Raw genomic sequence first — 23,001 nt, 5'->3', positions numbered from 1 at the left:
CTTTGGTGCAAGAGTTTCCTGATTTCGCTATCATGCTTAAATCAGAGCGTGAATAGTCGTCTGACGTTCATAACTTTCCCTTAAAAAACAAATAGTTAAGATGTAACCCGCAATCCTTTCGCTACTTGGTTTGGTTTTTGCTGTATGCAGGGGGCATAGGGCAAATATGCGCTGAAGCAAGGCGGCCCCTGCCCAACAAGTGGCAAGCGGCCTAGAGGATTAGCCCAAAACGCGATGGAGCCTATGAATTATCAACAACTGCTCGATAGCTTGAATACTGCGGTGGTGATCGTTGATCCCGAACTGCAGTTGCTGCATATGAACCCGGCCGCCGAAAATTTGCTGGCGGTGAGTCGAGCGCAAGTGGCCAACCAATCCTTTCTGGCCTTCTTTCGGGAAAGCGATGAGGCCATCACCACTCTGCAAGAAGCCCTGCAGAAACAAAATCAATACACCAAACGCCGGGCCTGCTGGGTATTGCCCAATGGCAATCAATTGACCATCGATTACAGTGTGACGCCGCTTGCCGACCAGGAGGGCCTGGCCATTGAGATTCAACCTCTCGATCGCCTGCTGCGCATCTCCCGTGAAGAAGCCTTGCTCAGCGCCCAGGAAACCAGCCGAAACCTCGCCCGTAATATGGCCCACGAAATTAAGAACCCCCTGGGTGGTATTCGTGGGGCCGCCCAATTGCTATCCAAAGAACTCGACAGCGAGTCCTTGCGGGATTACACCCAAGTGATCATTGACGAGGCAGACCGCCTACGTAATCTGGTTGACAGAATGCTGGGCCCCAACCAGCCGCTGCAGCTCACTGCCGTGAACATTCACGAAGTTCTGGAACGCATTATTACGGTGATCCATGCCGAGGTGGGCAATCAGGTCGAACTGCTGAAAGACTATGATCCGAGTATCCCGGACTTCCCTGCCGACCCCGAGCAGTTGATCCAGGCACTTCTGAATGTGGCTCGCAATGCCGTGCAAGCTCTGCTCGAAAGTCATGTCGACAAACCCCAAATTACTCTGCGCAGTCGCGTACAAAGGCAATTTACAATCGGTCAACGCTTCCACCGCTTAGTGGTGCGGGTGGATATCATCGACAATGGCCCCGGTATCCCCAGCGCCATTCTCAGCCACATTTTTTACCCCATGATTACCGGCCGGGCCAGCGGCACCGGTCTTGGACTGGCCATATCACAACAGTTGATCAGCCAGCATGGCGGTTTGATCGAATGTGAAAGCGAGCCCGGCAATACTCAATTTTCAATTTATTTACCTCTTGGCAAGGCCAGCGAACCATGAATATGCAAGAGCAAACCGTTTGGATTATTGATGATGACCGCAGTATTCGCTGGGTGCTCGAAAAGGCACTCCAGCAAGCCAGCATCAAAACTGAAAGTTTCTCCAGTGGTGACGATGCACTGCATCGCTTGGAGCAGCAGCAACCCACGGTGATCATCAGCGACATTCGAATGCCGGGTACCGATGGTCTCTCTCTGCTTGCTCAACTTCAGGAGCGATTCCCGACCTTGCCCGTTATCATCATGACAGCACACTCGGATCTGGAAAGTGCCGTTTCAGCCTACCAGAGTGGGGCCTTCGAATATCTGCCCAAGCCATTCGATATCGACGAAGCGGTTGCTATGACGCAACGCGCTCTGACCCAAGCGGCCGAACAGATTCAGCAAAACCCGAACACCGAAGACAGTGATGCCGAAATCATCGGTGAAGCGCCGGCCATGCAGGAAGTTTTTCGCGCGATTGGCCGCCTCTCTCAGTCCAACATTACCGTTCTGATTAATGGCCAGAGTGGTACCGGTAAAGAACTGGTCGCCCAAGCGCTTCACCGACACAGCCCTCGACGTCAGCAGCCGTTTATTGCACTGAATATGGCCGCGATTCCAAAAGATCTGATGGAGTCGGAATTATTTGGCCATGAGAAAGGAGCGTTTACCGGCGCCAGCAGTCAACGCCAAGGGCGCTTCGAACAAGCCAATGGCGGCACTCTGTTTCTCGACGAAATCGGTGATATGCCCGCCGACACTCAGACGCGTTTGCTTCGAGTGCTGGCCGATGGGGAATTTTATCGCGTCGGCGGCCATGTGCCCGTCAAAGTAGACGTGCGCATCATTGCAGCCACCCACCAAAATCTCGAACAGCTGGTAGCCGAAAACCGCTTCCGGGAAGATTTGTTTCACCGCCTTAATGTCATTCGCATTCACATCCCCACCTTGTCCGAGCGCCAGGAAGACATCCCGAAACTGGCGGAGCATTTTATTCGCCGAGCCTCGAAAGAGTTGAATGTGGAACCCAAAATTTTGCTCCCCCAAACCCAGGCGTTTATGTGCTCGCTGGATTGGCCCGGCAATGTGCGTCAGCTGGAAAACACTTGCCGCTGGCTGACCGTCATGGCCTCCAGCCGGGAAATTCACATTGAGGATTTGCCGCCGGAGCTGTTGGAAAAACAACAGGGCAGTTCGAGTAGCGCAAATGGTGATTGGGAAAAATGCTTACGCCAGTGGGCTGACAATGCCCTGAGCCAGGGGCAAAAAGAAATTCTCAACAATGCCCTGCCCAGGTTTGAACGCGCCATGATTGAAACCGCCCTGAAACACACCGCCGGGCGCAAACGAGACGCCGCCGTTTTGCTGGGTTGGGGACGTAACACCCTGACCCGAAAACTGAAAGACCTGCAAATGGAACACAATGATTAAGGCCTGCCTGCTGGCAGGAATTCAGGAAAAACGCCATTCCATATAGCGATGCCCCGGTACTTCTGACACGGGTGACAGCCTCTCGGCACACACTTGAAACCCCAATCGCTCATAGAGCCTTTGGGCCGCGGGATTTTCCATCGACACATCCAGTGCCAAGCCGGCATAGCCATTTTCACGCGCGATGTCGGCGGCGTAATCAATCAGCTTGGAACCAATGCCCATACCCTGGGCTTCGGGCGCGACGGCCAGATGGGCCACCACCAGCATATCGTCGGCGGGAGGTTTGATCACCTCATCGATTACCGAAGAACGCTTTGCCACACCCCAAATACGCCAACGAAAAAAGCTCAGTACCGACATCACCGTTGGCAGATACATCGCACTCAAACCACGGCTGTCGTAATTAAACATAGACCCAAGAACGTGGCCATTGCTGCGCACCAACACATGGTTTCGGTGGGAATACTGTCCCTTATTGCGCTGCACAGCATGGTAGAGATAATCCTGTGCCGCTGGCGTCTGTTTACCAAAAACATAGTCGAACGCCTTCGGCCCCGAGCTGTATATCAGCCCGGCCATTGCCTCGGCATCTTCCGGAGCGGCATTTTCAATTTTGATATCTTCCATGGTGCCCTTAGGCAGAATGACTTCAGCCAGCATCGATGAATGGGGAAAGGATAAAGCATAGACCACTTATGGGGGCCAACACTAATCGATTTTGTTATTCGAAAGAGATTGTGCAGAAATAGACATAAAAAACGCCGCATATAGCGGCGTTTTTTCATCAGGAAAACGAGCTTCTTAGTGCGTCTCGTCCTGAGGTGCTTCGGCGGCTTGTTGCTGCTGTTGTTGAACAGCTTGTGCAAACAAAGCGTCGAAGTTAACCGGTGGCAACATCAGTGCAGGGAAACTGCCTTTGCCCACGATGTTGTCGATGGCTTCACGTGCGTATGGGAACAAAATGTTCGGGCACATGGTGTTCAAAACGTGGGTCAGCTGCTGCTCTTCCAAACCCGTGATGGTGAAGATACCTGCCTGGTGAACTTCGGCCAGGAATGCAGTCTCTTCGCCCAACTTAACCGTTACCGTGATGGTCAAGGTCACTTCGTAGTTGTTGTCATCCAACTTATTAACCTTGTTACCCAGCTCCTGGTTAACTGCGGGTTGCCATTGCTTGGTAAACGCTTCTGCGCCCATTGGGGCTTCGAAGGATACGTCTTTCACGTATAAACGCTGAACCGCGAATTGTTGACCTGCTTGTTCTTCTGCTGCCGCTGCAGCTTCCTGGTTATGCTCTTCAGCCATACTCTTGCCTACTCTTTAAATGTAAGGTGTTTAACACCCGTTATTGTCTACGTTCGATGTTACGAAACGATAAATCGCTTCGTATTGCTCCCATTAAACCGGCTAAAACCTGAGCTAAGCCACTGCGAAGCTAAAGTACCGGGTAATATCGATCAGATTGGGGTGGTTTTTTCGATTTCAAGGCCACCCGGCAAAGTTCACGAGATTCGGCGTGTCTAGGCCAGCAAAGGGTCCAGCTGACCCGCTCGTTCCAAGGTGTACAAGTCGTCACAGCCTCCAATATGGCGCTGCCCAATCCAAATCTGAGGAACCGTTCTCTGCTGAGCCTTGCGCATCATCTCGGCGCGTAACTCCGGATTACCATCCACCTTCAACTCGGTGTAATCGACCCCTTTAGAGGACAAGAGGGCTTTAGCACGGTGGCAAAAAGGACAAAAATCACTGGAATAGATGATGATATCGGTCATGATCCCGCCCCTATTTCTTCACAACGGGCAGATTCTGGCCCTGCCAATCCATCATGCCGCCACTCAGACGACGGACCGCAAAGCCACGCTGGGCCAACTGCTTACCCACAGCACCGGCATGTTGCCCCATTTTATCGACGACAACGATGGTTTTCCCTTCATGCTTGTCCAACTCAACAATGCGCTTTTCCATGGTCGTGAACGGAATATTCAGTGCATCCACGATATGGCCTGCATTGAAATCCTTGGTGTCACGAACATCCAGAATCACAGCCTCGCCGTCATTCACCAAGCGAGTCAGCTCATGACTGCTGATGGATTTGCCGCCTTTTTGCTTCTCTGTGAAAACATAGAAACAAATCAGGCCAAACAGAATACTGACCAACAACCATTGCTCAGTAACAAATACCAGTACGTCCACGCGTCTACCGCCCTCTTCATTGCTGCAGCCCCAAAGCGGGCCAAGCTTGGCTAAAATCAAAGCGCCGCAGTATACACGCTATAGCCCGTATATTTCATCCATGGGAGGGAAAATAAGGGCGCTGCTGGCCGATAGGCAGACGAAGTACAAAACGAACGGTCCCGCATCACGGAAAGTCTCCCAAGCCCCTCTGATTTCATGGTGTTACTGAGCTCAAAGAGGTAAAATTCTCGGCTTTTCAGTGATAGCAATTAAGGTAATAACAATGACGGCGGCGAAAGGCCCTCTGGTTCTGCTCATTTTGGATGGTTTTGGCTACTCGGATAGTCAGGAGCACAACGCGATACACAATGCCAACAGCCCCACCTGGGACGCTCTGGTGCAAGAACGGGCTAACACCTTGATTGCCACTTCCGGAATGGCTGTGGGCCTTCCCGAAGGTCAGATGGGGAATTCCGAAGTCGGCCATATGACTCTCGGCGCTGGCCGCGTCGTTTACCAGAATTACACGCGTATCAACAAAGCCATTTCTGATGGCGATTTTTTCGACAACCCCAGCTACACCAACGCCATCGACAAGGCCGTTGCGAACAACGGCGCCGTGCACATTATGGGCCTTCTGTCGCCAGGGGGTGTACACAGCCACGAAGCTCACCTGAATGCCGCAATCGAGCTTGCCGCACAACGGGGGGCCAAGGAAATCTATTTGCACGCCTTTCTTGACGGTCGCGATGTTCCCCCTCGAAGTGCCGAGCCATCCTTGCATGCAAGCGACGCTCTTCTGAGAGAAAAAGGCCTGGGTCGCATTGCTTCAATCAGCGGTCGTTTCTTTGGTTTGGATCGAGACAATCGCTGGGATCGCGTACAACAAACCTACGACCTTATGACACTTGGCAAAGCCGACTACCGTTACGCTGACCCCATCAGTGCATTGCAAGCCGCGTACGCCCGTGGTGAAGACGATGAATTCGTAAAAGCCACAGTTATTGCCGACGACAACGAACAGGCCGCCACCGTCAATGATGGCGATTGTCTTCTGTTCATGAATTTTCGCCCGGATCGCGCGCGTCAAATCAGTCGTGCCTTTGTAGATGATAGCTTCGATGGATTCGAACGTGAAGCGCGCCCCGCTCTGGCCGACTTTGTGATGACCACAGAATACGCTGCCGACATTCCAGCCAGCTGCGCCTTCCCGCCTCAAAATCTGATCAACTCTTTCGGCGAAATCATGGCCAAACAGGGCAAGCAACAATTGCGTATTGCCGAAACTGAAAAATACGCCCACGTAACCTTCTTTTTCAGCGGCGGGCAGGAAGAATTATTCGAAGGTGAATGCCGCGAGTTGATCCCGTCTCCCGACGTGGAAACTTACGATCAAAAGCCCGAGATGAGTGCACCGGAAGTCACCGAAAAACTGACCGCTGCCATCGAGTCCGGCAAATACGACGTCATCATCTGCAACTATGCCAACTGCGACCAGGTCGGGCACACCGGTGATTACCACGCCGCGATTCAAGCTGTCGAAGTTGTGGACGACTGTCTCGCCAAAGTTTTTGCAAGTGTTGATGCTGCTGGTGGCGAAGCCTTGGTAACAGCTGATCACGGCAATGTGGAAACCATGTTCGACAATGAAAGTGGTCAAAAACATACCCAGCACACAACCTTGCCAGTACCCTTCGTTTATTATGGACAACGAGATATTCGTCTAGCCGATGGCGGCAGTCTGGCCGACGTCGCCCCTACCATGCTGGCCTTGATGGGTATTGATCAGCCGAGTGAAATGGATGGCAATAATCTGGCCATTCTGGCGGCACACTAGACTACGGAGATAGCTTTATATGCAGCGTTTGTTAACCCGAGTTGGCCTCTGTGCCTGTTTGATCTGGTCGCCGGTTTTACTGGCTCAGGATTCCGCCACGGAATACGAAGATAAATTAAAACAATTGCGCGACACCATTGCGGAACTCAAACAGGAGATCAACTCGGTAAAATCCAATCGCAATGCGCTGCAAAATAAACTGCAAACCTCCGAAGAAGATATTGCCGAATTGCTGAAAAAGATCGACCGCCTCAAGGGAGATCTTGCCAGCCAAAAAAAGCAGCTAAGCCGGCTCAATAAAGAGCGGGCGCAACTTCAGCAAAAAAAACTCAGCCAGCAAAAACATATTGGCGAAGAAATTAATGGCGCTTACCGCCTAGGCCAACGCGGCAACTTGCGCCTCTTGCTCAATCAGCAAGAGCCTGACAAATTCAGTCGTCAACTTCGCTATTACCATTACATCCTGGAAGCCAGGCAAGAAAAACTGGCTGAGTTTCGCGATACCATCACAAAGCTCGATGAAATCGAGCCTGCGATCCTGGCCAAGACCGAGGCAATTGGCGAACAACAAAGCCGCCTGCAAAGCCAACACAAGGAACTCAGTTCCCGGCAATCCGAACGCCGCCGCACCCTCGCTGCATTGAACAAAACGCTGGCCTCGAAAGACGCGCAACTTCAGAGCAAAGCCGCCGACCAAAAACGCCTGCAAAAACTATTGGACGAGGTCAGCCAAACTCTCGCCAATATTAAGTTACCTGGCAGTGGTGTCGCGTTTAAAAAGCGCAAAGGCAAACTTAAATGGCCCAGTAGCGGACGCATTCGCCACCGTTTTGGCAGCCCCCGAGCCGATGGCAAATTGAAGTGGCAGGGCGTTTTCATTCGCGCCAATGATGGCCGCCCGGTCCGCGCCGTTCACCACGGGCGCGTGGTCTTTTCCGATTACCTGAAAGGCCACGGCATGTTGATTATTGTCGATCACGGCGAGGGTTATATGAGTCTGTATGCCCACAACCAGACTCTTCTGAAAGACACTGGAGACTGGGTCAACAGCAACGATGTGATCGCCAAGGTTGGCAATACCGGCGGACTGGAAGAGCCCGGGGTTTACTTCGAGATTCGCTACAAGGGGAACCCTACCAACCCGGCCCGCTGGTGCCGAGCCTGAATACGCTGCAATACACCGTTAGAGCCCTTAAAAATACGCTCTGCAAGCACTAAGTGTGGTATGGTTGCGGCTGAACACCCGCCAATAAGAACTACCGGATAATGGACGTCAAATTATGAGGCCGAGCCGACTAAAGCACATCAGTCTTGCCCTTTGCCTGAGCCTTGCAACAGGCATCAGCCATGCGCAAGATGCCGCCACCGAGGAAGATGCCCAGCAAGGTCGCCTACCCTTGGACGACCTGCGTACGTTTACCCGAGTCTTTGAAGATATCCGCAGTGGTTATATTGAAGAAGTCGACGACGCAACCCTGTTCGAGTACGCCATCAAAGGCATGCTGAGTGAGCTGGATCCCCATTCAACCTTTCTCGACGCCAGCAATTTTGACAATCTGAAAGAAAACACCACCGGTCAATATGGCGGCCTTGGAATTGAAGTGGGCATGGAAGATGGTTTTGTAAAAGTCATCAGCCCCATGGACGATACCCCAGCCTCAACGGCCGGTATTGAAGCCGGCGATCTGATTGTTCAGATCGATGGTGAAAGCATCAAAGGTAAAAGCCTTGCCGACGCCATCGAACTTATGCGTGGTGAGAAAGGCAGTAAAATTACCTTAAAGGTAATGCGCGAAGGTTTAGAAAAACCCAAAGATATTGAAATCATTCGCGACTATATCAAGGTGACCAGCGTGCGCTCTCGCCTGTTGGATGATCACTACGGCTTGATCCGCATTGCTCAATTCCAGATTCCAACCGGTAAGGATTTCGTCAAAGCGATCGAAAAAATGAAGTCCGAGGCCGAACCTCTCAAAGGACTGATTATTGATCTGCGTAATAACCCGGGCGGCGTGTTGCGAGCATCTGTACAAGTTGCCGATGCCCTGTTGGATGGCGGCCAAGTGGTCTACACCGAAGGCCGCATTAAAGGCGCCAATGCCGAATTTAATGCCGAGTCTGGTGATATTGCCGACGGCTTACCAATCATTGTTCTGATCAACGGTGGTTCTGCATCGGCTTCGGAAATTGTTGCCGGAGCATTACAGGATCACGATCGCGCTGTCATATTGGGCACACGCAGTTTCGGCAAAGGTTCTGTGCAAAGTGTGATTCCCATCAGCAAAGAGAAAGCCATTAAACTGACGACCTCTTTGTATTTCACGCCCAATGGCCGTTCTATTCAGGCTCAGGGAATTGAACCGGATATTGAAGTCGAGCGCGCCCGTTTGACTGCCATTAAACCCCGTGCTCGTGTTACCGAGGCCGACCTTTCCGGCCACTTGGGTAACGCCAATGGCGGTGAAGAAAATGATGCCGCCGAACGTGAGCGCCGCCAAGCCAACGGCCGCAAGCTTCTGGAGCGCGACAATCAACTCTATGAAGCCTTGAATATTCTGAAAGGCCTAAGCCTGCTGAGCAAAAAATAAGTCTGTATGAAGTTCTGTTTTACCCTATTTATCGCGATCGCGAGCATGGCCTGGGTGCCAGCTCATGCTCAAAAACCCCGCTTGGCCATCATTATCGATGACATTGGCTATCACCTGGAGAACGGCTACCGGAGCATCCAACTACCCGTACCTGTCACCCTGGCGGTTATTCCTCACAGCCCGAATGCCCGCGAGCTGGCAACAGCTGGGCATGAAGCGGGCAAAGAAATCATGCTGCACCTGCCCATGGCCAGCCACGACGAAGATGCCCCCCTGGACGAAGGCGGCCTGACGCCTGCAATGGCGGAAGAGGAATTTAAGAATACCGTTCGTCTGGGGCTGGCAGCGGTTCCCCATATTCGCGGCGTAAACAACCATATGGGCTCAGCCTTAACCGAACAGCCTCAGGCGATGCAATGGCTGATGGACGAGTTGCGGGAAACCTCCTTCTTCTTTATCGACAGCCGCACCAGCCCGCTGAGCCAGGCACAAGTGCTGGCCCAACAGAATCACGTCCCCAGTGCCAGCCGGGACATATTCCTGGACAACAGTCGACAGCAGATCGACATCCTGACCCAGCTGGAAAAAGCGATCAATCATGCGAAGCGCCATGGTCATGCCATTGCCATTGGCCACCCCTACCCTGAAACCCTCGAAGTCCTTGAGAGACTGGGCCCTCCCTTGCGTATGGCCGGCATTGAATTCGTGCTTGCCTCGACACTCATAAGCGGAACTGCGTCACAAAACGGTCTTGAGCAAGTAGCGAGCCACCCTTAATTGATCTATTTTTAGTCAGGTTAGGAGAATAGTATGATTTTCTCCTGATGAGATTTAACTATAATCGCATTAGGAATGATCAAAAAGGCCAGGATAGGGCCACAATATTTGTGCGAACCAGGGAGGAACACCATGAAAGCACTTAGCACAGAACCGAGAAAAGGCGAAGCAGGACGAATTCCGCCTCGCAGCGAACGTTGTTTCAAGTCTGGCGACTACTGGTATTACAGTACTCGCGAGCAGATCGACATCGGTCCATTCGACGATCGAGATCAAGCGACCGCTGGCGTGGACGCCTTTGTTGAATTTGTATGTGAGAAGCCAACCTTTTCAGATACCTTAAAACGGTATAAGTCAGCTGCCTAAACGCTGCGGCCATTAGACAAATTTCAAAGCCCGGATAATTCCGGGCTTTTTTCTGCCTGCCTTAATCCGCTTCCGCAGCCTCGGCTTTAAAGTCCACCAGAAACACACTCATCAGTACAGCCAAAATCAAACCCAGCCATGGGTCCATCATCGCCAGACACATCGCTGACAGCAGCATACAACCACGTTCAGCATTATTTTTGGCCTTGGCCATCGCTACATAAGCGCAGGCAAAACCTGTCAGGGCCAATGTAACTGCTAAGGCAATCGGCATCATAGGTTTGATACCCGTCACCACGGGTGCAAGAAAAAAGATAAATGGCAGGCCCAGCATGTAGTAGGAAGAGATACCATCGAACAGCGACCCCATGGCCTGTCGACCCTGTTGCCAGCGCTGCGCAATCACAACATGAATGCCGGTCCACAAAATGCCCTGAGTCGGAAAGAACGGCGCAATCAATGCACTGATGGCATTGCGGATGGCGACCGAAATATGTGTGCGGGAGTCATTAAAATTTAATGGTTCGTCCTCTCGGTTTTTGGCCACCATGGCGAGCACTTCCTTACCGGTAAGCAGATCCCCAAAAAACAAAATATAACCGATCAGCGCAAGCGGCATGCCCTGAATAAACATCTCCAGGCTCGGCCATCCAATCGCGAATGGACTGACTTTGTTAAACATGTCCATCATAGGCAACGCAAAAAAGCCCATTTGAATATCAAATTGCAGCTCGCCCATAACAGCACCAATAACAGCACCTAAAACAAAGCCGGGAAGCAAACCCAAGGCCACCAGCCTAGCCAACATTGGATACCGTGCCGCCAGGCGATGCAGCGGCGCCGAGAACGCCAGCAACAAAGACAAGCCAATCGCAACACTGGCACTATACGGGTGCGTATTAAAAATGTTGTCGGCGGCCTGCAGATCAAACACTTTCAGAAAAGCGGCGATTGAAGCACCGAGGATCACGGCCCCTTTAAGCACTTCGGGCATGACTTTAATCAGCTTCGCTCCCAAACCACTGACTCCGAGCACGGCCAACAACAAGGCAAAATCCAGGGAGATTGCCGTCATCATTTGCAAACGTTCAGTTGGGTCGGAAAAGCTATCGGACAATAACAGAGTTAACACAAAGGGTAATGCCGGTGTAAGCCAACCCGAAGCATAGGGTTCACCAAAAATCATCCAGGATGCACTGATCAGAAAACTGTGCAGAAAAGACATGGCAATGGCTTCTTCGAAACTGAGACCAAAGTAAGTGGTCAACAAAGGAACCAACGCCAGGGCCGTTGCTGCTGAAACCAAAATGCCTTGAAAAAATTCCGGCCAGCAAACACGAGTATGCAAAATGGGAATGCGTGCAGTAAATCCTAACCAATGAAAACCTGGCTGCTGCGCAGCACGCTCGCGTTCATTACTCATATTGGGTGTCCGTTTTTATGGTCGTTATTGTTATTGTACAAGCGGCAGTATACTGGTTTTTTTCAAGAAACCACCAACACTAATTTAGATGCCAGAATCGATTCCGATGCAAAACCACACAATCATCTAAATCATCGCCTATTCATCGAAAGACGATATACTGCCTACAGCGTCATAAACGCAGCAACATAAAGAAGGTGAATAGGAATTCAAAATTATGATGAATGTATCCCAAGGCCAGCTGGAACAATTTATAGAGCAAGCAATTGCCGCACGCCCCATTCGCACCGCCGTTGTCCACCCTGTTGCGCAAAATGGATTGTGCGGCGCAATCGAAGCCGCAGAGAAAGGCATTATCGACCCGATACTGATCGGTCCGGAAACCCGTATACGTGCCTGCGCAGAGGAAGAAGGCTTGGATATCTCACCTTATGTCCTGATTGATGTAGGTCACAGTCACGCGGCCGCTGACAAGGCCGTCGCATTGATAAAAGAGCAACAAGCCGAAATTTTAATGAAAGCTGATTTATCGACGGCTGAACTTCTGGAAGCGGTCATTGATAAACAGCACGGGATTCGTACCGAACGCCGCCTGTCCCATGTCTTTGTTCTCGACGTACCCAATTACCACAAACCACTGTTTATTACCGATGCCGCTATTAACATTGATCCCAAGCTTCCCCAGAAAAAAGACATTATTCAAAACTGCATTGATTTCTGCCAAGCCCTAGGCATTGCTAAACCTAAAGTTGCTATTCTTGCTGCGGTCGAAAAAGTTAAATCCTATATGCCGGCCACCATTGATGCCGCGGCATTGTGCAAAATGGCTGATCGCGGACAGATAAAAGGTGCAATACTGGATGGCCCCTTGGCGTTTGATAATGCCATCTCCAAACAAGCTGCGGAGGATAAGCATATCCACTCTCCGGTATCCGGTGACGCCGATATTTTACTTGCGCCCGATCTGGAGTCCGCCAATATGTTAGCCAAGCAATTGATGTACCTCGCCAACGCCAAGTCGGCAGGTATTGCACTGGGAGCCAAAGTGCCTATCGTTCTGAACAGTCGCGCCGACGGCACGCTGGCACGATTGGCTTCCTGTGCTCTGGCTTCTCAGCTGGTACTTCATAAAGCTTAAAACACTGCATTCAAAACACTTCACAACGACGGCAGCACCATGAACACAATTCTAACCATCAATGCCGGCTCTTCCAGCCTGAAGTTGGGCCTGTTTTCCATGGACAGTCAGGCGTTGTTATTGCGCCTGGATACCTCCGATATCCATGGTAATGCCCAGCTTAAGATCAAACCGGAACCGGTATTTGCAGACAAATTATCGAAGCAAAGTCTCCAATTATCAGAGCTGGTCGGCACCGCTGCCTGGCAAGACGATGAGTTCGACGCACACCACTACTGTTTGGAATACGCACTGCAATTTATACGCAAATTAGATGGCGTCACCATCAGCGGCATAGGCCACCGGGTGGTGCACGGCAGTGAGCACTATTCCACATCTTGTGTGCTTGATGAAAAACACATTGAAAAGCTGAAAACCTTCATCCCACTTGCCCCGTTACACCAGCCTTTTAATTTAAAATTGATCGAGCTTTGTCAACAACTGTGCCCCAACACCGCTCAAGTAGCATGCTTCGATACCATGTTTCATGTTGGCCAAAGCCGATTGGAACGTTACTACGCCATTCCTCGGCAGTACAGTGAAGCGGGCGTTCAACGGTACGGCTTTCACGGTTTGAGCTATCAGTATATTGCCGGTGAACTACGCGACCTACATAGTGACAGCCCAAAAGCCATCGTCTGCCATCTCGGCGCGGGTGCCAGCATGTGCGCCCTCGACAACTTTACATCGGTAGCATCCAGCATGGGCTTCAGCGCGCTGGAGGGACTACCCATGGGCAGTCGCACAGGCAGCATCGATCCCGGTGTCTTGTTATATCTCCAACGCGAACAGGGCCTAAGCCTGGATGAATTGGAAGACCTCTTATATCGACAAAGTGGTTGTCTGGGTGTTTCGGGCATCAGTTCGGAAATGAAACACTTACTTGAGCATGACAGTCCAGAGGCAAAACTGGCTGTCGATATGTTTTGCTACCGTGCCGCACTTGAAATCGCCCGCCTGGCGGGCGTTCTTGAGGGACTGGATACTCTGGTGTTCACCGGCGGCATTGGCGAAAACTCTGCGCTTATCCGTGAACACATCAGCCAACGTTGCCGGTGGTTAGGGCTGCACCTCGATCCAATCCTCAATGCTCAAGGGCAACTCCGCATCAGCCACACGGAGTCTCGTATCGCCTGTTATGTCATTCCTACCAACGAAGAAAAAGTGATCGCCCAGGAATCCATTAAGCTGCTGAACACAACGAACTAATTTGCCTTTTCCAGCTCTAACGCTAAACCACACATTTTAGGGCCATGATATGAAACGCATTTTCCAGGAAAACCGGAGTTTCTTTCTCTTTATCCTCGGCATGATGATGTTCCGCAGTGCCATTGCCGATTGGAACGATGTTCCCACCGGATCAATGTTGCCAACCATTACCGAGGGAGATCGCATCACCGTCAACAAAATGGCTTACGGTTTACGCCTACCCTTTACTGACCAGCTGTTGACTTCTGCTGAGACCGCCAAGCGAGGAGACATTGTTGTCTTTGATTCTGAAGCAGCGGATAAACGTTTGGTCAAACGTGTGATCGGTCTGGCCGGTGACACTGTCGCCATGCGTAAACACCGCTTAATCATTAATGGCCGTCCATTAGCGTATGAAACACTTGAGAACGACATTCTGATAGAACATCTCGCAGGTCACTCTCATAAAGTGCGCATAGACAATGTGAACAGCCCACTCGCAAACTTCTCCGCCGTTACGGTTCCCGATGGGCATTATTTGGTTTTGGGCGATAACCGTAACAATAGCGCCGATTCACGCGTCTACGGTTTTATTCCGCAAAAAGAATTACGCGGCCGTGCAGACTCTGTGGCGATCTCCTTCGATTATGAGAACTATTTTCTCCCTCGCCAGGAACGCTTCGGCTTGAAGCTGGATGAATAAAACGCCCAATCAAAAAGGCCAGCAGTGCTGGCCTTTTTTATTCAGAAACGTGTTTTATTGTTTAAACACCTTCCCGTCTTTCATCACAAAATCCACATCAAGCAGCTCTTTGATATCGTCAAGTGGATTGCCATCGGTCGCAATGATGTCGGCAATTTTTCCAACTTCCAACGTACCCAGATCCTGGCTGCGATCGATAAGATCTGCGGCATTGACAGTGGCCGATTCCAGAACATCCATTGTTGTCATACCCGCTTTTGTCATCAGCACGGCTTCCTGTGCATTGATACCATGACGGGATACTCCGGAGTCTGTACCAAAGGCAATCTTCACACCGGCATTATAGGAACGGGCAAAATTGGTCATCATGTCGCCGCCCACCCTCACAGCTTTGGCTTTAATGGCCTCGGACATAAAGTTTGACTTCTCAGCCATTTGCTTGACCGTATCACCAGCCAACAACGTTGGCACCAAGTAAGCGCCCGTTTTACGGAATAGCTTAATGCTCTCTTTGTCGGCATAGCTGCCGTGTTCAATGCTGTCGACCCCGGCCCGCAGTGCAGCGTTAATGCCTTCCGCTGCGTGTGCATGACTGGCGACTTTACGCCCCAAAGCGTGCGCCGCTTCCACGACTTCTTTCAGCTCATCGTTGGCCATTTGTTGGCCCGTACCGGTATTGGTATCTGACAGCACGCCACCTGTTGACGTAATTTTAATAACATCCGCATTGAACTTGATGGCTCGACGCGTGGCACGGCGGCAATCATAAGGGCCATCACAGATGGTTTTAGACGTGTATTTTTCCAGCAAGTCATGGCGCATGCCATCCACATCACCATGACCACCAGTAACCGATACGCCACCGGAAGCGATAACACGCGGTCCCTCTACCCAACCTTTGGCGATTGCATCGCGCAAGGCATAAATATGTTGAGGGCTCTGGGCACCAAGATCACGCACAGTGGTAAAACCGGCCAACAGTGTTTTCTTCGCAAAATGCGCACTCTGCATCGCCACATCGGCATCGGACATACGCAAACGTTCACTGTCGTTGTTCGGGCCCAATTCACCCTGCAGATGCACATGCATATCCATCAAGCCTGGCATCACAAAGCTGTCTTTCAAATCGATCAGCTTCGCGTTCTTGCCTGCCTCAGAAACCGGAATGAAACCTGATTTTACTGCCTGAATGCGACCGTCTTTAACAATAACGCTTTGCTGCGTCAGTGGCTTTTCCCCAGGCACACTAAGCAAGGTGCCCGCATGAATCAATTGGGTATCCGCGATACTCGGCATACTTAAGCTTGCCAGTACCAGCGTTAACAGTTTATGTTTTCTCATCATACTTGCTCTTCTTTTCTATGGGCTTTGTCAGCCAGGGTTAAGGCAAAAATTTTCGAGTGTAATTTTGATTGCCGTTCGCACTGATGGCGACATTGTCTTCAATGCGGATGCCTCCAAATGGACGCAAACTGTCAAGCAGGTCCCAATTGACACAAACACTCTGACTGCTACTCTTCAGCTCAGCCAGAAGGGGCTCGATAAAGTAAATTCCCGGTTCAACCGTGATCACCATATCTTCTTCCAGCTCTCGGTTGAGACGCAAATAAGGGTGCTCGCTTGGCGGCTCGCTGATATCGCCCATTTCATTTTGCTGCCAACCACCCAGGTCGTGCACCTGAACACCCAATAGATGGCCGAGACCGTGGGGCAAAAATTTACCGGTAATGCCTTCAGCCAATGCGCTCTCTCCGTCAACCTTGAGGATGTCCGCGGCATGGAGTATATCACCGACACGCCGATGCATATCTTTATGAGCGTCAAGATAATGCATGCCCGGCTTCAATTCATCGATGAGCGCCAATTGGGCTTTGTCCAGCTCATCAATTAGGTTTTGGAAGCAGGACGCGGCCTCACCCTGCTCACGACAATAGCTGCGACTGATATCCGCAGCATAACCATTCACACTGAATCCAGCATCAATCAGGAAGGAGCGACTGCGGTGCAACGCTTCAGTTTGCAAATGTGTATAGTGCAGGATAGCGGCGTTTTCATTCACCGCGATAATGTTGCCATAAGGCAATTCATGCTCACGTAAATTGAGCGCCCCAATATAGGCTTTATTAATCTCGAACTCACAGGCACCGGCCATAAAAGCTTCTTTTGCCGCGGTATGGCATTGGGCCGCTTGTGCATTGGCTTGTTCGATACTTTGACGTTCGTATTCACTTTTCCGAGCGCGGTAATACTTCAAATGGTTCAACACTGCACTGTCGTTGTGCAGCCATTCAACACCGCTGACATCCGGTATCGCGGCCGCAAGACCAATGAATAAGCTCGGTTCGCCGAGCGCACTCAGTAAGCCACTCAACAAGGTATTCAGCTGTTGGGGTTCAGAGTATTCCAGAATATCAAAATGCGTTACCCAGAATGCCTCAGGCAGGTCACTGACCTTATGCCAGATATCCACGGGTTTGTGGAAAAACAAACTGGGGCGTCCGTTTTGTCGAATGAGCAGATAACAATTAGGAACATTCAACAGTGGCAGCCACTCTTTGAAGAATGGGTTCACCACAAAAGGATGATAATAATCGTCCTGAAAGATCGGCTCCTGCACACCCGAACTGATCAACAGAGCCGGCTGCCCGCAACGCTGCAAATAGGACTGGGTTCTCTCTAACTTAGCGGCCAGATGGCTGCCGTAGCTTAATTCAAAATTCACATCATCCTCACATCAAAGCTGGCGATCGGTATGTCGAGTCTGGCGATTCTCGCCAGGCCTATTCGGTCTTGGTACTGGCCTTTTTGGACTTTTTTTGTCCAATTCAGCGCTTAAACTCGCCATAGCCCAGGGTTATGCCGTTTATTTTTCGCTCAATCCGTCATAGACTAAGCAGGCGCTCTTAGATAATAAACGCTGTGTAAATGCAGGGCTCGTACGTACATTCATTATGGTCCTAAGATAGGACGTAGCGGCCGCGCACAGCCTCAAACAAGGTCACAAGAAGATGGGGCTTTCCCAACGGCAATGGCAGGATACTCTGGGACTGATTGAACACTTCAGCGCCAGCGAAGACCCCTTCCAACTGCGTAAGGATTGCGGTGAAGCTCTGCTGCGCCTGCTTAACGCCGATCATTTCGCGTCTTATATATGGCAGGTGGAGGACGATGAATTCCAAAGCCCTTGCCAGCTCAACCTCGACGATCGAAATCTGGCTCGCTATCAAGACTACTATCAATTTCACGATCCCATCACTCATAAAATGCGCCGCTTCCAACAGGCCGTTTCAGTTAATCAAGTCATTAGTCAAAGCGAGTTAATGAAAACTGAGTTCTATCAGGACTTCTTGGCCAAAGATGGCATGCACTATGGCGTGAACCTTTATGTGTTCGATGACAGAGGCAGAAACCTGGCCGATTTTCGGCTGTGGCGAAATCGGCACGGTGATAACTTTGAAAATTGTGATCTGGAAATGCTGAATATCATAGCGCCGCATTTCAGAAACAGCATGCGCCGACTGATCAAGAAAAGTGGCCGAACGCTCATTAAACAATACGATTTAACACAGAGGGAGTTCGATGTACTGTGCCTGCTTAACCGCGCCTACAGCGATCAGAAAATTGCACAGAAACTTCATGTGAGCCTGAGTACTTGCCGCACTCATATCCGCCGAATTTATCAAAAACTCGACATACATCAGCGCGCACAGCTATTGGATTTTTTAAAACCCTATCAGCTTTGAGCTTTACTGCTGTAGTATTTTCGTCACGAAATCGTCTTAAGTTTTTCTAAAAACCGTCACACTTGCTGACTTTTCAGTCAATCCAGATGAGTCAGTTGCCAAACTTTTCAAAATTCAAAAATTTTACGGAAGATCTTCAAAAATCTGCAATCTAAGTGTCACACCCAAGGGACATACTCGCCGCCCATGAAATCATCTGACCCCATGTCGCGAGAGTAAGTTCATGAAAAAGAATTTCCCTGTAAATGTTTTGGCGATTGCGATCGCCGCCAGCGCAGGCCAAGTATTGGCCGAAGAGATTGACTCCAGCGCCAATCTAGAAGAAGTAACAGTCGTAGGCAAAAGCGTATCCTACGCAAACAACGCCAGCAGCCTGGAGATGGTCAAGCAGCAATCTGCCATGACCTCGCCGATGGCTGTCATCGATAATCTGCCAGGCGTGCTGGTGAATGAAGGTGACACATTTGGCACAGACGATTGGTCGACCACCGTTTCTATTCGTGGCTTCCAGTTGAGCCTCGACGAGCAACAAGTCGGCATCACCGTTGATGGCATTGCCAACGGCAACTCAAACTACGGTGGCGGCGCGAAAGCCAACCGCTTTATCGACACTGAAAACCTGCAAACCGTAGAAGTATCCCAGGGCACTGCCGATATCGCTTCTCGCTCCAACGAGGCTTTAGGCGGGACACTGAACTTCACCACCATTGATCCCGGTGAAGAAGAAAAATTGACCATCAGTTTCACCAGCGGCGACTTCGACGCTCGAAAATATTTTGTCCGTTATGAAACCGGTGAAATCGCTCCAGAAACCTACGCCTGGGTTAGCGTTTCCAGTACAGAAAACGGCGACTGGATTCAACAAGCCGCAGAAAACACTCGCGATCACATCGCCGCAAAGTTGATCAGCACGATCAACGATATCAATATCACCGCCTACCTGTCTTATGACGATACTCACGAAGACAACTACCAGCGTGTTTCTCTGAGTCAATTCGAAAGCAATCCCGGCTGGGATCGTCTGACCAGTGATTGGACAGGCACGCCTTACGTTGATCAGCTGTATCGTCGCGGTTGGTCTACTCTGCGTGAAAATTTCCTGACCTATTTGAAAGCCGATTTCAATGTGGGTGAAGTGGAAGTACAAACCAATGTGTACTTCCATAAAAATGATGGCCGTGGTGATTGGGTACCACCTTATCTGGTCGACGTCACGGATAACGGAGCCAACGGTCACAGTGAGTTAAACTCCGGCACAACCGTTCTCGGCGGCGCACCAATCGGTCGCATTTTCTTCGTGGACGCGAATGGAAACTCGGTGGCGCCAATTGCAGGATGTCAAAGCTCAATCACGTTCCCATACGGCGGTGCTGGTCCGGAATACGATCCAACTTGTTATGCAGCAGGCGCAATTCCCGTCGGCTCGTATCGTCATACCCACTACGATAAAGAACGTACCGGCTTCAATGCTGACTTTATTTGGGAAACCAATTTTGGTGATGTGAGCAATACTCTGCGCGGTGGCATTTGGTACGAAGACTACAAACGCCAAGAATATCGCGACTGGCACAAAATCATCGACTCGCGCGTGGGTTATCAGTTTGATCACAAACCTTACTGGGTTCAATACAGTAACGCGTTCCCGGTCGACACCATGATGATGTACCTGGAAGATCAAATTGAAGTGGGCGCGATTACCGCTCGCCTTGGCGTGAAACGTTTTGACGTTGAGTTGGAAAAGCAAGATAAATTTGCCCAGACCAGTCTGACAGTGGATTCCGATTCAGATACTTTGTTCTCGGCGGGTATCGTTGTTCGCACACCAGTGGAAGGTTTGGAATTCTTCGCGGGTTACGCGGAAAACTTTGCCGCGATTAAAGATGCTGTTCTTGAACGCGATGCGTCTACTTTACAAAACATTGAGCCTGAGACCGCCGACAACATTGACGTGGGCTTGCGTTACGACGGCGAAAACATCAGCGCCAGCGTGACCTACTACACCATTGAGTTTGAAAACCGCTTAACCTTTATCGCTCCGGACTCCCCAGATGGCATCGATTATTTGATCGGCACTAATGGCAGCTACATCAATACCGGTGGTATTGAATCCAAAGGGATCGAAGCGTCCATCTCTCTGGACATCAATGAGAATTGGATGTTGTTTGCATCTTACACCAACAATGATTCGACCTACGCCGATCGCACACCGGGCTTTCCAGCTGGCAACACGGTCTTCGGGTCAGCAGAAGATATGGCGGTTATTTCCATCGATTGGATCAAAGAAGATTATTCTGCCGGCTTGTCCACCAAATGGGTAGGAGATCGCTGGATGGATGCGGCAAACACTCAACGCGTTGATGCTTACACCGTCGTGGATTTCTATGCCGGCGTGAGCCTTGGCGATTTAAGTGAGGCGGTGAAGGATCTGGAAGTACGCATGACCGTCAACAATCTGTTTGATGAGTCATACATTGGCGGTATCGCGGGTGGCAGCGGCTGGATCGGCGCTCCACGTACCACGGCAATCAATTTGAAAGCCAGCTTCTAACGCTGAAAACGATTGGCAGTTTGGCCTCGGCGTCTGTGGCGCCGGGGCTTTGTTGTTTTCTAGACTACCTGACATGTTTAAGGTCAACGATATGAATCTCTCTTTAACTCGACGCCGCTTATTGCAATCTGGTTTACTCGCCGCAGGCAGCGGCAGCTTCATCGGCCAAGTTCTGGCTCACAGCCAACAGGCCGATGTGCAAACTATTTTCAGTCATGGCATCGCCAGTGGTGAACCCCAGGCCGACAGCGTGTTGTTGTGGACTCGCGTCAGTGTTGCGCAAGACAATGACGTCGTTGAGTGGGAGTTGGCGGCAGACCGTCAGTTTCAAAACGTGTTGCAACGTGGCACTCGCCATGCTGATAAACATCACGACCACTGCATCAAAGTGACAGTTTCAGGCCTTAGAGCAGGCCAAGTCTATTACTATCGCTTTAAATGCCAAGGTGTCTACTCAGAACCTGGTCGCACCCGAACATTGCCCAACGGAGACATCGATCAGTTGAGCTTCGCCATTGCCTCCTGTTCAAATTTCCCGTTTGGGTATTTTAATGCCTATGAAGTTATCGCAGCCGATCCGGACGTTCAGTTCGTTTTGCACCTTGGCGATTATATTTATGAATACGGCCATAAGGGCTATGGCGGCACTACAGGGAAAGCCATCAACCGCAACCATGAGCCAGCCCATGAAATTCTCAGCCTGGCTGACTATCGCCAACGCCATGCACAATACAAATCGGATATGGCCTCACGGCTCATGCACGCTGCACACCCACTCATTCCGACCTGGGATGATCATGAATCAACTAACAACCCCTATATGCAAGGCGCACAGAATCACCAAGCCCACGAAGGTGACTGGTCAGAGCGTCGCGAGGCCTCCCTGAAAGCCTATTACGAATGGATGCCAATACGTGAACCCGAGCAAGGCTTGAATCGAAAACAACTCTGGCGCCATTTCCAATTCGGCAATTTGGCCAGCCTGCTGACCCTCGAAACTCGACACACCGGCCGCAGCATCCAGATAGATTACAAAGATCACTTAAGCAAAATCACCACCAAAGAAGACCGGGATCTATTCCTCAAGCAGGTGCTGGGCAACCCGGAACGGACTATGCTTTCGGAAAACATGCAGAATTTCTACAATCAATCTCTGCAAAACAACAGCAGCCAGTGGCATCTACTGGGCAATCAAATTCCCATGGCACGAACCCATGTGCCAGACATAAGTCAATTTTTGAAGAATAAAAGCCAGGAAGGTTATGACCCGGTCGCGGAAGAACATGCCCAGTTCCGCCGTCTTGGCGAGTTGGATCTGCCCATTTACCTTGACACTTGGGACGGCTATCCCGGCGCCCGCCAAGCGTTCTATGAGCAAAACCAAAAACTTGGCATTGAAGATCTCCTGGTGCTGACTGGCGATAGCCACAGCTTTTGGACCAATCAATTATTCGATGACAATGGGAAGGCCATGGGTGTTGAAATAGGCACGGCTGGCATCACCTCACCGGGAGATTTTGAAAGTTATGGCCCGAAAACGGCCAGCGCGATGGACAAGCTGGTTGCCGACCACAATCCTGAAATTGTCTGGACTGATTGCCAGCATCGAGGCTTTGTCAAACTCAGTCTGAATAAGCAAAAGGCTCGGGCCGACTTTATCAGTGTGACCGATATTCTGACGGAAAAATATCAGGTAGAAAGAATCAAACGCGCTGAAATTATTAAGAAGGGCAATAGCCTGACTTACACCTGAGGGTGA

20 protein-coding genes are annotated in these 23,001 nt (G+C 50.7%); 13 read left to right on the top strand and 7 right to left on the bottom strand.

The window, feature by feature from the left end; all coding sequences use genetic code 11:
- The first annotated feature begins 234 nt into the window (after positions 1-234).
- Both glnL and glnG read left to right on the top strand, forming a co-directional pair.
- A complete protein-coding gene (glnL, locus tag ABWW03_RS05770) occupies positions 235-1,302 on the top strand; it encodes a nitrogen regulation protein NR(II) (RefSeq protein WP_353406940.1) in 1,068 nt (355 codons plus the stop codon).
- 2 nt (positions 1,303-1,304) lie between these two features.
- Positions 1,305-2,714 carry a nitrogen regulation protein NR(I) gene (glnG, locus tag ABWW03_RS05765; protein ID WP_353407131.1) on the top strand — a complete coding sequence of 470 codons (1,410 nt, stop codon included), beginning with the start codon at positions 1,305-1,307 and terminating at the stop codon, positions 2,712-2,714.
- Between the two features lie 21 nt (positions 2,715-2,735).
- On the opposite strand, the gene ABWW03_RS05760 is transcribed toward glnG, so the two are convergent.
- The 4 genes from ABWW03_RS05760 to ABWW03_RS05745 form a co-directional block, all read right to left on the bottom strand.
- Positions 2,736-3,344, bottom strand: coding sequence for a GNAT family N-acetyltransferase (locus ABWW03_RS05760; protein WP_353406938.1), 609 nt, complete (start codon positions 3,342-3,344; stop codon positions 2,736-2,738).
- A 174-nt stretch (positions 3,345-3,518) separates the two neighbouring features.
- Positions 3,519-4,022 (bottom strand): protein-export chaperone SecB, encoded by a 504-nt coding sequence (gene secB / locus ABWW03_RS05755; RefSeq protein ID WP_353406937.1) that lies wholly within the window; start codon positions 4,020-4,022, stop codon positions 3,519-3,521.
- Positions 4,023-4,237: 215 nt separating this feature from the next.
- Complete coding sequence (gene grxC / locus ABWW03_RS05750; protein WP_353406936.1) at positions 4,238-4,489, bottom strand: glutaredoxin 3; 252 nt, start codon at positions 4,487-4,489, stop codon at positions 4,238-4,240.
- Positions 4,490-4,499: 10 nt separating this feature from the next.
- Entirely contained in the window at positions 4,500-4,901 is a 402-nt protein-coding gene (locus ABWW03_RS05745; protein ID WP_353407130.1) for a rhodanese-like domain-containing protein, read from the bottom strand.
- 274 nt (positions 4,902-5,175) lie between these two features.
- Between ABWW03_RS05745 and gpmI the strand changes: the two genes are divergently transcribed.
- The 5 genes from gpmI (at position 5,176) to ABWW03_RS05720 (ending at position 10,460) form a co-directional block, all read left to right on the top strand.
- Positions 5,176-6,729, top strand: a complete 1,554-nt coding sequence (gene gpmI, locus ABWW03_RS05740) for a 2,3-bisphosphoglycerate-independent phosphoglycerate mutase (protein ID WP_353406934.1) — start codon at positions 5,176-5,178, stop codon at positions 6,727-6,729.
- A gap of 19 nt (positions 6,730-6,748) precedes the next feature.
- Entirely contained in the window at positions 6,749-7,894 is a 1,146-nt protein-coding gene (locus tag ABWW03_RS05735; protein WP_353406932.1) for a murein hydrolase activator EnvC family protein, read from the top strand.
- A 115-nt stretch (positions 7,895-8,009) separates the two neighbouring features.
- Complete coding sequence (locus ABWW03_RS05730) at positions 8,010-9,317, top strand: S41 family peptidase (protein ID WP_353406930.1); 1,308 nt, start codon at positions 8,010-8,012, stop codon at positions 9,315-9,317.
- Between the two features lie 6 nt (positions 9,318-9,323).
- Positions 9,324-10,094 carry a divergent polysaccharide deacetylase family protein gene (locus ABWW03_RS05725; protein WP_353406928.1) on the top strand — a complete coding sequence of 257 codons (771 nt, stop codon included), beginning with the start codon at positions 9,324-9,326 and terminating at the stop codon, positions 10,092-10,094.
- A gap of 132 nt (positions 10,095-10,226) precedes the next feature.
- Positions 10,227-10,460 (top strand): DUF6316 family protein, encoded by a 234-nt coding sequence (locus ABWW03_RS05720; protein WP_353406927.1) that lies wholly within the window; start codon positions 10,227-10,229, stop codon positions 10,458-10,460.
- Positions 10,461-10,521: 61 nt separating this feature from the next.
- Here the strand turns inward: ABWW03_RS05720 and ABWW03_RS05715 are convergent, their stop codons facing one another.
- Positions 10,522-11,883 carry a hypothetical protein gene (locus ABWW03_RS05715; protein ID WP_353406925.1) on the bottom strand — a complete coding sequence of 454 codons (1,362 nt, stop codon included), beginning with the start codon at positions 11,881-11,883 and terminating at the stop codon, positions 10,522-10,524.
- 217 nt (positions 11,884-12,100) lie between these two features.
- Here ABWW03_RS05715 and ABWW03_RS05710 point away from each other — a divergent pair, with 217 nt between their 5' ends.
- From ABWW03_RS05710 to lepB, 3 genes are read left to right on the top strand one after another with little or no spacing between them, the layout of a single operon-like run.
- Positions 12,101-13,021 carry a bifunctional enoyl-CoA hydratase/phosphate acetyltransferase gene (locus ABWW03_RS05710; RefSeq protein ID WP_353406924.1) on the top strand — a complete coding sequence of 307 codons (921 nt, stop codon included), beginning with the start codon at positions 12,101-12,103 and terminating at the stop codon, positions 13,019-13,021.
- A gap of 39 nt (positions 13,022-13,060) precedes the next feature.
- Entirely contained in the window at positions 13,061-14,269 is a 1,209-nt protein-coding gene (locus tag ABWW03_RS05705; protein WP_353406923.1) for an acetate/propionate family kinase, read from the top strand.
- 49 nt (positions 14,270-14,318) lie between these two features.
- On the top strand, positions 14,319-14,951 hold the full coding sequence (gene lepB, locus ABWW03_RS05700) for a signal peptidase I (protein ID WP_353406921.1): 633 nt from the start codon (positions 14,319-14,321) through the stop codon (positions 14,949-14,951).
- A gap of 54 nt (positions 14,952-15,005) precedes the next feature.
- On the opposite strand, the gene ABWW03_RS05695 is transcribed toward lepB, so the two are convergent.
- Together ABWW03_RS05695 and pepQ are read right to left on the bottom strand one after the other, a co-directional pair.
- Positions 15,006-16,295 carry a metal-dependent hydrolase family protein gene (locus ABWW03_RS05695; RefSeq protein ID WP_353406920.1) on the bottom strand — a complete coding sequence of 430 codons (1,290 nt, stop codon included), beginning with the start codon at positions 16,293-16,295 and terminating at the stop codon, positions 15,006-15,008.
- Positions 16,296-16,332: 37 nt separating this feature from the next.
- A complete protein-coding gene (gene pepQ / locus ABWW03_RS05690) occupies positions 16,333-17,673 on the bottom strand; it encodes a Xaa-Pro dipeptidase (RefSeq protein ID WP_353406919.1) in 1,341 nt (446 codons plus the stop codon).
- 286 nt (positions 17,674-17,959) lie between these two features.
- Here pepQ and ABWW03_RS05685 point away from each other — a divergent pair, with 286 nt between their 5' ends.
- From ABWW03_RS05685 to ABWW03_RS05675, 3 genes are all read left to right on the top strand, one after another.
- Complete coding sequence (locus ABWW03_RS05685) at positions 17,960-18,694, top strand: helix-turn-helix transcriptional regulator (protein ID WP_353406918.1); 735 nt, start codon at positions 17,960-17,962, stop codon at positions 18,692-18,694.
- 223 nt (positions 18,695-18,917) lie between these two features.
- A complete protein-coding gene (locus ABWW03_RS05680; protein WP_353406917.1) occupies positions 18,918-21,242 on the top strand; it encodes a TonB-dependent receptor domain-containing protein in 2,325 nt (774 codons plus the stop codon).
- Positions 21,243-21,333: 91 nt separating this feature from the next.
- Entirely contained in the window at positions 21,334-22,995 is a 1,662-nt protein-coding gene (locus ABWW03_RS05675) for an alkaline phosphatase D family protein (RefSeq protein ID WP_353406916.1), read from the top strand.
- Positions 22,996-23,001 lie beyond the last annotated feature (6 nt).

The organism is Pseudoteredinibacter isoporae (assembly GCF_040372805.1).
Taxonomy (GTDB): Bacteria; Pseudomonadota; Gammaproteobacteria; order Pseudomonadales; family Cellvibrionaceae; genus Pseudoteredinibacter; species Pseudoteredinibacter isoporae_A.
This window is presented reverse-complemented; position numbering and strand designations above follow the sequence as displayed.

Coding starts and splice junctions, on each gene's coding strand:
- glnL (WP_353406940.1), top strand. CDS start 235: ATGGAGCCTATGAATTATCAACAACTGCTCGATAGCTTGAATACTGCG.
- glnG (WP_353407131.1), top strand. CDS start 1,305: ATGCAAGAGCAAACCGTTTGGATTATTGATGATGACCGCAGTATTCGC.
- ABWW03_RS05760 (WP_353406938.1), bottom strand. CDS start 3,344: ATGGAAGATATCAAAATTGAAAATGCCGCTCCGGAAGATGCCGAGGCA.
- secB (WP_353406937.1), bottom strand. CDS start 4,022: ATGGCTGAAGAGCATAACCAGGAAGCTGCAGCGGCAGCAGAAGAACAA.
- grxC (WP_353406936.1), bottom strand. CDS start 4,489: ATGACCGATATCATCATCTATTCCAGTGATTTTTGTCCTTTTTGCCAC.
- gpmI (WP_353406934.1), top strand. CDS start 5,176: ATGACGGCGGCGAAAGGCCCTCTGGTTCTGCTCATTTTGGATGGTTTT.
- ABWW03_RS05735 (WP_353406932.1), top strand. CDS start 6,749: ATGCAGCGTTTGTTAACCCGAGTTGGCCTCTGTGCCTGTTTGATCTGG.
- ABWW03_RS05730 (WP_353406930.1), top strand. CDS start 8,010: ATGAGGCCGAGCCGACTAAAGCACATCAGTCTTGCCCTTTGCCTGAGC.
- ABWW03_RS05725 (WP_353406928.1), top strand. CDS start 9,324: ATGAAGTTCTGTTTTACCCTATTTATCGCGATCGCGAGCATGGCCTGG.
- ABWW03_RS05720 (WP_353406927.1), top strand. CDS start 10,227: ATGAAAGCACTTAGCACAGAACCGAGAAAAGGCGAAGCAGGACGAATT.
- ABWW03_RS05715 (WP_353406925.1), bottom strand. CDS start 11,883: ATGAGTAATGAACGCGAGCGTGCTGCGCAGCAGCCAGGTTTTCATTGG.
- ABWW03_RS05710 (WP_353406924.1), top strand. CDS start 12,101: ATGATGAATGTATCCCAAGGCCAGCTGGAACAATTTATAGAGCAAGCA.
- ABWW03_RS05705 (WP_353406923.1), top strand. CDS start 13,061: ATGAACACAATTCTAACCATCAATGCCGGCTCTTCCAGCCTGAAGTTG.
- lepB (WP_353406921.1), top strand. CDS start 14,319: ATGAAACGCATTTTCCAGGAAAACCGGAGTTTCTTTCTCTTTATCCTC.
- ABWW03_RS05695 (WP_353406920.1), bottom strand. CDS start 16,295: ATGATGAGAAAACATAAACTGTTAACGCTGGTACTGGCAAGCTTAAGT.
- ABWW03_RS05685 (WP_353406918.1), top strand. CDS start 17,960: ATGGGGCTTTCCCAACGGCAATGGCAGGATACTCTGGGACTGATTGAA.
- ABWW03_RS05680 (WP_353406917.1), top strand. CDS start 18,918: ATGAAAAAGAATTTCCCTGTAAATGTTTTGGCGATTGCGATCGCCGCC.
- ABWW03_RS05675 (WP_353406916.1), top strand. CDS start 21,334: ATGAATCTCTCTTTAACTCGACGCCGCTTATTGCAATCTGGTTTACTC.